The sequence below is a fragment of the Rhodococcus sp. P4_F5 genome (assembly GCF_056401315.1).
Window position 1 is genome coordinate 1 of sequence record NZ_JBFUJP010000112.1, and the last position, 10114, is coordinate 10114.

Sequence of the window (10114 nt, forward strand, 5' to 3'; positions counted from 1 at the left end):
GAGTCGTTGTCGGTGACGTCGAGGAAGTGCGCGAACGCCTCTCCCCCGCCGCCGCGAATCTTCTCGGCAATCGCCTCGCTCTGCTCGACCCGCCGGGCGCCGAGAGCAACGGGGTGACCGAGCTCGGCCAGCGCGTAGGCGGTGGCCTCGCCGATCCCCGAGGACGCGCCGCTGATCAGCGCGGGCCGCCTGGCGGGATGGGGTTCGAATCTGGGCATCAGCGCACCTGCACCTTCACCGGCAGGGTGGCGAAGCCCCGCACGTTGGTCGAGTGGACGCGCTCGATCCCGGACTCGTCGACCTCGAATCCCGACACCTGCCGGGCGAACTCGGCGAGCGCGATGTTCGTCTCCAGCCGGGCCAGGTGGGCGCCGAGACAGAAGTGCACGCCGCCCCCGAAGCTGGCCAGCTTGGCGGTCGAACTCCGGCCGACCTGGTACTCGTCGGCGTCCTCGAAGACGTCGGAGTCACGGTTGGCCGAGCCGACCAGGAGCAGCATCTTCTCCCCGGCGGGCACCGCCTCGCCGTAGTACTCGAGATCCTCCGTGGTGGTCCGCGCGATGATCTGGCTCGACGTGTCGTAGCGCAGGGTCTCCTCCGTCCACTGCGACACGCCGGCGGACCCCCGGCCCGCGTCGTCCAGGAGCGGAGCGACCTGGTCGGGATTGCGGGCGCCCCAGTAGAGCGCATTGCCCAGCAGCTTGGTGGTGGTCTCGTTGCCCGCCACCACCATCAGGAACATGAACCCGAGGATCTCCGCGTCGGACAGCTTGTCCCCGTCGATCTCCGCGTCGAGCAGCGCCGAGGTGAGGTCCTCGGTGCGCGAGCGCCGACGCTGCGCAATCATGTCCTTGTAGTAGGTCATCAGTGACATCGAGGACTCCACCGCAGCCGGCGGGACGTCCTGCACGCCGTCCTCCCGGTGCACCACCAGGTCCGCCATCCGGCGCAGCTCGGCGCGGTCGGGCTCCGGCACACCCATCAGCTCGGAGATGACGTCCATCGGCAGCTTGCCCGCGAAGTCCGAGATCGCGTCGAACTCCCCCGCCGCGAGCGCCGGAGCCAGGTGCAGCCTGGACAGTTCCTGGATGCGACCGTCCAGTTCCGCCACCCGGCGTGGGGTGAATCCGCGAGAGACCAACTGTCGCAGCCGCATGTGCCTCGGATCGTCCATCGCGAGGAACGACATCACGTAGTGGGCGTGGGGACCGTAGGCCGCCGGGTCGAGCGAGACGCCGTTGGCGCTGGACAGGCGCCGGCCGTCCTTGAACGCCTCCACGACATCGCGGTGCCGCGAGAGCGCCCAGAACCCGAGGTCCGGGTTGTGGTAGATCGGCGACTCCTCCCGAAGCCGTTTGTAGACGGGGTAGGGATCGTCGTGGAAGTGGTAGTCGTACGGATTGAAGACCACCGGGTCGATCAGGGCTTCGGTCATGGAATCACTCCAGAATCATTGTGGCGGAACGCTCGAGCCGATCGGCGAGCTGCTCGTAGGAGCCGTATCCCATGCCGGCGCGGAGCAGTGCGCCGGCATAGAGGAGTTCGAGTGTCTCCAGCACGTCGGGGTCGTGTCCCGCACCCAGCGCGCCCTCCAGGCGCCCCCGGATCTCGAGGCCGATCCGGCCGCGCAGGTGCTCGACGTCGGGATCGCCGCCGAGCAGGGCGTTGGTGACGGCGGCGGACAGGCCCGGCTCGTCCGCCAGCAGGAGCGCGATGTCACGAAGCACCGCGACCACCCGACCGGTGCGGCCGGAGTCCGAGGGCTCGGGCCGGGGCGAGCGCGAGAGCCGGCGCCAGAACACCTCGGCCACCAGGTGTTCCTTGGAGGAGAAGTAGGTGTAGGCGGTGGCGGGACCGACACCGGCGCGTGCGGCGACGGTGCGCACCGTCAGGCCCGCGAAGTCCTCCTCGCGGAGCACCTCGACCGCGGCCGCGCACAGCCTGTCGACGGTGTCGGCCTGCTTGGGGGTCAGGCGCCGGCGGGTGGACTCGAAACTTTGACTAGACACATGTCCAGACACTACTGCAGTTCGAGGTCCGGAACCATCCCGCCGGGCGGCGCCCCGGCCCGTCTCGCTCGTCGTCACGGCTGGTCAGCAGGGCGGCGCGCCCTACAGTCCGATCTTCATGCCGGCGCCGCCGTCGACGCGCAACTGCTGCCCGGTCACGTACCGGGACTCGTCCGAGGCGAGGTACAGCACCGCGTGCGAGATGTCCTCGGGCTCGACCCACGGAATCGGCATGGCCTGCATGAACGGGAAGGTCACCGCCGCGTCCTCGGCGGTGGGGCTCTCGAGGTCCGGACGAAACGTCTTGTACATCGGCGGACTCTGCAGCATGTCGGTGTTGCAGTTGGTCGGATGGATCGCGTTGACGCGGATCGAACTGGGGCCGAGCGTCAGCGCGAGCGAACTCGTGTACGTCGCGATCATCTTCTTGGCGAGCCCGTACCCGTCCCCGCCCGGCCCCTGGAGCGCCTGCTGGCCGTTGATTCCGGTCTGCGGCACCAGGCCGGCGACCGACCCGATCGCGATGATCGACGCCCCCGCCCCCAGGTGTGGCATCGCCGCGTGCACGGTGTTGACGACGCCGACGAAGTCCACGTCGAACGCGTCGACAAAACCCATGATCGGAATGTGGTTGCCCAGCGGGCAGATCCCGGCATTGGCCACCACGATGTCGAGCCCGCCGAGTTCGGCCACCGCCTCGGCCAACCGCGCCTCCATCGCCGCCCTGTCCCGGACGTCGACCTTGGCGGCGACCACCCGGCGGCCGGTCTTCTCGACCATCTTCGCGGTGTCGGCGAGATCCCCCTCACCGGCGAGTGGGTACTCATTGGTGCCGATGTCCTCGCAGAGGTCGAAGGCGATGACGTCGGCCCCCTCCTCGGCCAGCCGGACCGCGTGGCTGCGGCCCTGACCCCTGGCCGCGCCGGTGACGAACGCGACCTTGCCTGCAACTCGACTCATTGCATCTCCCTTCGAACGAACGAACAGGGAACGGTGATCGGGCACACGCTGCACCCACCCGCGGACACCGAAGGACCGCGGGTCCCGCGAGCGATGGCGACCGTCCCGGCAACGACCTGCCGGGTGCCTCAGCGGTGTGACGAAGAGTAGACACGAAGTCCCTCGTTTGTCGATACCGGTTTCGAAATCCATTCTGCCCGAAACTCATTGCGCATGACATCTGTGCGAACTATAGTCCAGACACCTGTCCAGATACGGAAGGGTTTGCGCATGACGCTCCGACCAGCCGACAGCTCGGCACTGCTCGTCGACGGAAAGCTGATTCCGGGGTCCGGGGGCACCTTCGAGGTCCTCAACCCCGCCACCGAAGAGATCATCGGCCACGCCGCCGAGGGCACCGCCTCGGACATGGACGCCGCAATCGGGGCCGCACGACGCGCGTTCGACACCACCGGCTGGAGCCGCGACCACGCCTTCCGCGCCCGGTGCCTCCGGCAACTCTGCGACGCGCTGCAGTCCCACCTCGAGGAGCTGCGCGAGATCACCATCGCCGAGGTCGGCGCCCCCGCCCTGCTCACCAGCGGCCCCCAGCTCGAGGGACCGATCGGCGACCTGCGGTACTGGGCCGACCTGGCCGAAAGCTACTCCTGGGAAACCGATCTCGGCACCGCCACACCGATGGGCATCACCACCGGACGGCGGGTGTTCAAGGAGGCAGTCGGCGTGGTCGGCGCGATCACCCCCTGGAACTTCCCGCACCAGATCAACTTCGCGAAGCTCGGCCCGGCCCTGGCCGCCGGCAACACCGTCGTGCTCAAGCCCGCACCCGACACTCCATGGTGCGCCGCACTGGTCGGGAAGGTGATCGCCGAGGAGACCGACATCCCGCCCGGCGTGGTCAACGTCGTCACCTCCACCGACCACCGGATCGGCGCCCAGCTCGCCGAGGACCCCCGCGTCGACCTGGTCTCCTTCACCGGATCCACCGCGACCGGGAAGGCCGTGATGCGGGCCGCGGCGGACTCGCTGAAGAAGGTGTTCCTCGAACTCGGCGGCAAGTCCGCCTTCATCGTCCTCGACGACGCCGACGTCAAGGCTGCCGTTTCCTACGCGGCCTTCTCCGTGTGCATGCACGCCGGTCAGGGGTGCGCGCTGACCACCCGACTGCTGGTCCCACGAGCGCACTACGACGAGGCCGTGGCGGCGACCGCCAAGACCATGGCCGGCATCCGGCCCGGTGATCCCACGAACCCCGGAACCGTGTGCGGCCCACTCATTTCCGCTCGCCAGCGGGACCGCGTGGAGGGCTACCTGCGGCTCGCGGTCGAGGAGGGCGGCACCCTCGTCACCGGCGGCGGGCGCCCCGCCGACCGGGACCGCGGATTCTTCGTCGAGCCGACGCTGATCGCCGGCCTGGACAACTCCGCGCGTGTCGCGCAGGAGGAGATCTTCGGTCCCGTGCTCGTCGTCCTGCCGCACGACGGCGACGACGACGCCGTGCGGATCGCCAACGAGTCCCCGTACGGACTCTCGGGCGCTGTCTGGGGCACGGACCCCGAACGGGTCGGCCGCGTGGTTGCGGGCGTCCGCACCGGAACCCTGAGCGTCAACGGTGGCGTCTGGTACAGCGCCGACGCACCCTTCGGCGGCTACAAGCAGTCCGGAATCGGACGCGAGATGGGCGTCGCCGGCTTCGAGGAGTACCTGGAGACCAAGCTCGTCGCCTCCCCCGCATCCGCGTAGTTCATTCCACGACAGAAGAAGGCAGGACTTCCCATGGGACGTTTCGACGGACGCACCGCCATCGTCACCGGCGCGGCGCAGGGCATCGGCGAGGGGTACGCGAAGGCGCTGGCCGCCGAGGGCGCCAACGTGGTGGTCGCGGACCTGAACCGCGAACTCGGCGAGACCGTAGCCAAGCAGATCGCCGCGGACGGCGGCAGCGCGGTGTTCAAGGAGGTCGACGTCGCCGACGGCGCGTCGACCCAGGCGCTGGCCGACTTCACCGTCGAGAAGTTCGGCGGCATCGAGCACCTGGTCAACAACGCCGCGATCTACGGCGACATGAAGATCGACTCCCTGCTGACCGTCGACTGGGACTACTACCGCAAGTTCATGTCCGTGAACATGGACGGCGCGCTGCAGGTCTGCCGGGCCGTGGTCCCGCACATGCGCGCGAACGGCGGTTCGATCGTGAACCAGTCCTCCACCGCCGCCTGGCTGTACTCGAACTACTACGGCCTGGCGAAGGCCGGGGTCAACAGCCTCACCCAGCAGCTCGCCACCGAACTCGGCTGGTCGAACATCCGCATCAACGCGATCGCGCCCGGCCCGATCGACACCGAGGCCACCCGCACCGTCACCCCCGGCAACATCGTCAAGGACATGGTCAAGCGAATTCCGCTGCAGCGCATGGGAACCACCGACGACCTGGTCGGCATGTGCCTGTTCCTGCTCTCCGACGAGGCGGGCTGGGTCACCGGCCAGATCTTCAACGTCGACGGCGGACAGGTGTACCGGTCATGACCGCGGCAGCCACCGACACCACGCTCGGCTACATCGGACTCGGCAACATGGGCGCGCCGATGGCCAAACGGCTGCTCGACTGGCCGGGCGGCCTGGTGGTCTGCGACGCCCGCCCCGAGGCCACCGAGCCGTTCACGGCGGCCGGGGCACGCGCCGCGGCCACCGCGGCGGCCGTCGCCGCCGAGGCCACGGTGATCTCGGTGACCGTGCTCGACGACGCCCAGGTCCGCGACGTGGTCGCCGGCCCGGACGGCATCCTGTCCACCGCGCGGGCGGGGACGGTGATCGCGGTGCACTCCACGATCTCGGACGTCACCGCGGTCGAACTCGCCCGGACCTGCGCCGAGGCGGGCGTCCACCTGATCGACGCACCGGTCAGCGGCGGCGCACCCGGTGCCCAGCAGGGTCGCCTCGCGGTGATGGTCGGCGGTCCGGAGGAGGCGTTCGCCGCGGTCCGCGTGCCGTTCGGCCGGTTCGCCGAACTGGTGGTCCACGCCGGCGAGGTCGGCGCGGGAACGCGGATGAAGCTGGCCCGCAACCTGCTCCACTTCATCTCGTTCACCGCCGCCACCGAGGCGCAGCGACTCGCCGAGGCCGCCGGCCTCGACATCCGCACCCTCGGCAAGGTGGTCCGGCACACCGACGCCATCACCGGCGGCGCCGGGGCGATCATGCTGCGCGAGACCACCGCCCCGGTCGCCGAGTCCGACGGCTGGTTCTCGATCCTGAGCCACGTCCGCAACCTGGGCGAGAAGGACCTCGCCCTCGCACTCGACCTCGGCGCGCGACTCGGCGTCGACCTTCCGCTGGCGCTGCGCGCCCTCTCCGGACTGGGTCCGGGTCTCGGCGTCGGCACCGGAACCATCGCAGAATCCACCGTGAAGGAGCACGCATGACCGACCAGAACGGCTCGGACCCCACCGAGGCCCGCAAGCGCGGCGTCGCCATGATGAATCAGGTGTACGGCTGGGATATGCCGTCCGACGTGCCCGGCGACTTCTTCGCCGTGACCGCGGACCACCTGTTCGCCGACATCTGGACCCGGCCGGGCCTGAGCCTGCGCGACCGGCGCCTGCTGCTGCTCGGCGCGATCACCGCACAGGGGCAGGGCGACGTCGCGAAGATCCAGCTCAATGCGGCGTTGCACAACGAGGAGCTCACCGAGCAGCAGTGCGAGGAGGCCGCGATCTTCCTGTGCCACTACGTCGGCTGGCCGCTGGGCACCGGGCTGAACAACGCCCTCGTCGCCGTGAAGGCCGACCGGCGCAGGGCCGCCCGGGAGGCAGAGCAGGCGGCGGCCGCGGAGTCCGCCGATTCGACCACGGGCTGAGGCCGCAACAGAAATACTGCACTGAAGGCAACAACTCTCGAGAGAAGGACCCGATCCATGGCCGAGGCCACTCCCATCCGCCCGCTGTCCGTCGACCAGGTGCAGACCTGGGATCACGAGGCCGACGTGGTGATCGCCGGATACGGCATCGCCGGCGTCAGCGCCGCAATCGAGGCCGCCCGGGCCGGCGCCGACGTGCTGGTGCTCGAGCGAACCAGCGGATGGGGTGGCGCGGCCGCCCTCGCCGGCGGCTTCATCTACCTCGGCGGCGGCACCCCGCTGCAGCAGGCCCTCGGGTTCGAGGACTCCCCCGAGAACATGAAGGCGTTCATGATGGCGGCGCTGGGGCCCGGCGCCGACGAGGAGAAGATCACCGACTACTGCAACGGCAGCGTCGAGCACTACAACTGGCTCGTCGAAAACGGCGTGCCGTTCAAGGAGAGCTTCTACGGCCAGCCCGGCTGGGAGACCCCCTACGACGACGGACTGATGTACTCCGGCGGCGAGAACGCCGCACCCTTCAACACCGTCGCCACCCCCGCCCCGCGCGGGCACGTGCCGCAGATGACCGGCAAGCGCACCGGCGAGAAGGGCGGCGGCTACATGCTGATGAAGCCRCTGGTCGAGACGGCCGAAGAGCTGGGCGTGCGCCACGAGTACGACATGCGGGTGCAACGACTGATCGTCGACGGCAACCAGGTCGTCGGCATCGTCGCCAAGCACTACGGCAAGGAGCTCGCGATCCGGGCCCGCACGGGTGTGGTGCTGGCCACCGGCAGCTTCGCCTACAACAAGGACATGGTGCAGGCGTTCGCCCCGCACCTGATCGGCAAGCCCGGCGCCTCGATCGAGGAGCACGACGGCAAGGCGATCCAGATGGCACAGGCCATCGGCGCGGACCTGGCACACATGGATGCCACCGAGGTCGCGTTCTTCGGCGAGCCGCAGTTGATGGCCCGCGGCATTCTCGTCAACGCCCGCGGTCAGCGGTACGTCAACGAGGACACCTACCCCGGCCGGGTCGGCCAGGAGACGCTGCTGCGCAACGGCAACCAGGCGTACCTCATCATCGACGAGGCGGCCTACGAGGAGGGCTGCGCGGCGGACAGCTCCACCCCCTTCTTCCGGTTCCAGCCGAAGTGGGTCGCCGAGACGGTCGAGGAGCTCGAGTCCGACATGGGGCTGCCGGCGGGCACCCTGCAGTCCACCGTCGAGGTCTACAACCGGCACGCCGCGAACGGCGAGGACCCGGTGCTCGGCAAGAAGGCCGAGTGGTGCAAGCCGATCGGCTCCCCCGTCGCGGCGCTGGACCTGCGCAACTGCACCGCCGGGTTCACCCTCGGCGGCCTGCGCACCACGATCAACTCGGAGGTGCTGCACGTGAACGGCGAGCCGATCCCCGGCCTGTTCGCCGCCGGCCGCTGCACATCCGGGGTGTGCGCGGGCGGCTACGCGAGCGGGACCTCACTGGGCGACGGCAGCTTCTACGGTCGCCGGGCCGGGATCTCCGCCGCCAAGGGCTAGGCGGCTACTGCGCGAGTAGCCTCGACTCATGCCGGTCACCTGGTCGGACGACGTCGACGACATCATCGGCGGCGACCTCACCTGCGGTCTCGCCTGCCTCACCCCGGCGGGCGGGGCGGTGGTGACGTCGGTGTCGCCGTTCGGGATACGCGATCGCGAACTGGGCACGGTCGGCTTCACCACCTCGCTCGGGTTCGGCCGCAAACTCGAGCACATCAGGGACGATCCGCGGGTCGCGCTGGCCTTCCACGCCCGCGAACACGGCGTCGGTGACCGGCCCGACCCGCGGTTCGTCCTCGTCCAGGGCGAGGCCCGATTCGACCCACACCCCGACCGCACGACGCTCGACGAGATCGGCACCGTCTCGGAGCCGTTCATGGGCGCACCGAAGACGGGACGGTTCTGGGGCCGGTGGCTGCACGCGTACTACGAGGACCGGGTGCTGGTGACGGTGACCGTGACCCGGGCCCTCAGTTGGTCCTCGTCGAACGCGGACGGTGAGCCCGAAGTGTTCGGAGCACCGCGGCCCGAGGCCGCCGCCGCGCCGCAGTCGCCACCGAAGAAGGGCACCGGCCCGCGGGTCGACGCGGCCAGAACGGGCGAGCGGGCCGCGCGGCTCCCCCACCTGCTGCTCGCCTACCGCGACGCGGATCGGTACCCGGTGGTCGCGCCGGCCGGGGTGATCGACGCCGACGCCGACGGCGTCCGGCTGCGGGTGCCCGCCTGGGTGCCGCCCGGCGGCCGTCGCGCCGGGCTGCTCGCACACTCCTACCGGGCCCAGCTCGTCGGCCTCGAGTCCCGCCAGAACACCGGCTGGCTCGAGGTCACCGGCACCGAGGCGCACTACGCGCCGCACACCGAGTTCGGCTTCCGCGCACCCGCGAACAAGACCGTCCTGCTGCTGGCCAACGGCCTCCTGGCACGGCGCGGGCTGGCCAAGGCCCGCAAGGAGGGTCGGGTTCAGGCTCTGGGCTGAACCCGACCACCGCGGGTCAGCGCGCGACCGGCGTCCGGTCCAGCTTGCCGGCGAGCCTCTCCAGGTAGGCCACGACCTCGGCCTCGGACTTGTCGGGTACCCCGAACACGACCTCGGTGACGCCGAGGTCCTCCCAGCGCGCGAGCCGCTCCGGGTCGGGCTTGCCCGCCAGCACCACGATCCGGGGCGCGCCCTCGCGGCCGGCCTCCGTCCAGATGCGTCGCAGCAACAGCACGTTGTCGTCGATGTCCTGCTCGATCGGGGTGGTCATCCAGCCGTCGGCCGAACGCGCGATCCACTTGAAGTTCTTCTCGTTGCCCGCGGCCCCGACCACGACGGGGACCCGCGGCTGCTGAATCGTCTTGGGCCACGCCCAGCTGGGACCGAACTTCAGGAACTCGCCGTCGAACTCGGCCTCCTGCTGCGACCACAGCGCCTGCATGCCCTCGAGGTACTCGCGCAGCATGGTCCGGCGCCGGCCCGTCGGGACACCGTGGTCGGTGAGCTCGTCGAGGTTCCAGCCGTACCCGACGCCGAGGATCACCCGGCCGCCGGAGAGGTGGTCGAGGGAGGCGATGGTCTTGGCGAGGGTGATCGGGTCGTGTTCGACGGGCAGGGCCACCGCGGTGCCGAGGCTGATCCGCTCGGTCACCGAGCAGGCCGTCGCCAGCGCTACCCACGGGTCGAGGGTGCGCATGTACCGGTCGTCGGGCAGCGTCTCGTCACCGGTCTGCGGATGGGCGGCGTCACGGCGGGCCGGGATGTGGGTGTGCTCGGGCACGTAGAACG

Annotated in this window: 11 protein-coding genes; 6 read left to right on the top strand and 5 right to left on the bottom strand. The window is 70.1% G+C overall.

Annotated elements, in window-relative coordinates:
* The 4 genes from AC1DU4_RS25365 to AC1DU4_RS25380 all read right to left on the bottom strand — a co-directional run.
* The coding region (locus AC1DU4_RS25365; RefSeq protein ID WP_477844594.1) for an SDR family NAD(P)-dependent oxidoreductase at positions 1-218 on the bottom strand (218 nt) is incomplete at its 3' end.
* On the bottom strand, positions 218-1435 hold the full coding sequence (locus tag AC1DU4_RS25370; protein WP_477844596.1) for a cytochrome P450: 1218 nt from the start codon (positions 1433-1435) through the stop codon (positions 218-220). The genes AC1DU4_RS25365 and AC1DU4_RS25370, both read right to left, overlap by 1 nt.
* Before the next feature lie 4 nt (positions 1436-1439).
* Positions 1440-2009 (bottom strand): TetR/AcrR family transcriptional regulator, encoded by a 570-nt coding sequence (locus tag AC1DU4_RS25375; RefSeq protein WP_477844598.1) that lies wholly within the window; start codon positions 2007-2009, stop codon positions 1440-1442.
* 102 nt (positions 2010-2111) lie between these two features.
* Positions 2112-2969: a mycofactocin-coupled SDR family oxidoreductase gene (locus AC1DU4_RS25380; RefSeq protein WP_477844600.1), complete on the bottom strand. Its 858-nt coding sequence runs from the start codon at positions 2967-2969 to the stop codon at positions 2112-2114.
* A gap of 270 nt (positions 2970-3239) precedes the next feature.
* Here AC1DU4_RS25380 and AC1DU4_RS25385 point away from each other — a divergent pair, with 270 nt between their 5' ends.
* From AC1DU4_RS25385 to AC1DU4_RS25410, 6 genes are read left to right on the top strand one after another with little or no spacing between them, the layout of a single operon-like run.
* Positions 3240-4712, top strand: coding sequence for an aldehyde dehydrogenase (locus AC1DU4_RS25385; RefSeq protein WP_477844602.1), 1473 nt, complete (start codon positions 3240-3242; stop codon positions 4710-4712).
* Between the two features lie 33 nt (positions 4713-4745).
* Positions 4746-5495 (top strand): SDR family oxidoreductase, encoded by a 750-nt coding sequence (locus AC1DU4_RS25390; protein WP_072846999.1) that lies wholly within the window; start codon positions 4746-4748, stop codon positions 5493-5495.
* The gene (locus AC1DU4_RS25395; RefSeq protein WP_477844604.1) at positions 5492-6391 is read left to right on the top strand and encodes an NAD(P)-dependent oxidoreductase; all 900 of its coding nucleotides are present in this window, start codon (positions 5492-5494) and stop codon (positions 6389-6391) included. Before AC1DU4_RS25390 ends, AC1DU4_RS25395 begins: the two co-directional genes overlap by 4 nt.
* Positions 6388-6825 carry a carboxymuconolactone decarboxylase family protein gene (locus tag AC1DU4_RS25400; RefSeq protein WP_477844606.1) on the top strand — a complete coding sequence of 146 codons (438 nt, stop codon included), beginning with the start codon at positions 6388-6390 and terminating at the stop codon, positions 6823-6825. Before AC1DU4_RS25395 ends, AC1DU4_RS25400 begins: the two co-directional genes overlap by 4 nt.
* Before the next feature lie 57 nt (positions 6826-6882).
* On the top strand, positions 6883-8349 hold the full coding sequence (locus AC1DU4_RS25405; RefSeq protein ID WP_477844608.1) for an FAD-dependent oxidoreductase: 1467 nt from the start codon (positions 6883-6885) through the stop codon (positions 8347-8349).
* A 28-nt stretch (positions 8350-8377) separates the two neighbouring features.
* A complete protein-coding gene (locus AC1DU4_RS25410) occupies positions 8378-9325 on the top strand; it encodes a pyridoxamine 5'-phosphate oxidase family protein (RefSeq protein WP_477844610.1) in 948 nt (315 codons plus the stop codon).
* Positions 9326-9341: 16 nt separating this feature from the next.
* On the opposite strand, the gene AC1DU4_RS25415 is transcribed toward AC1DU4_RS25410, so the two are convergent.
* The coding region (locus AC1DU4_RS25415; protein WP_477844612.1) for an LLM class F420-dependent oxidoreductase at positions 9342-10114 on the bottom strand (773 nt) is incomplete at its 5' end.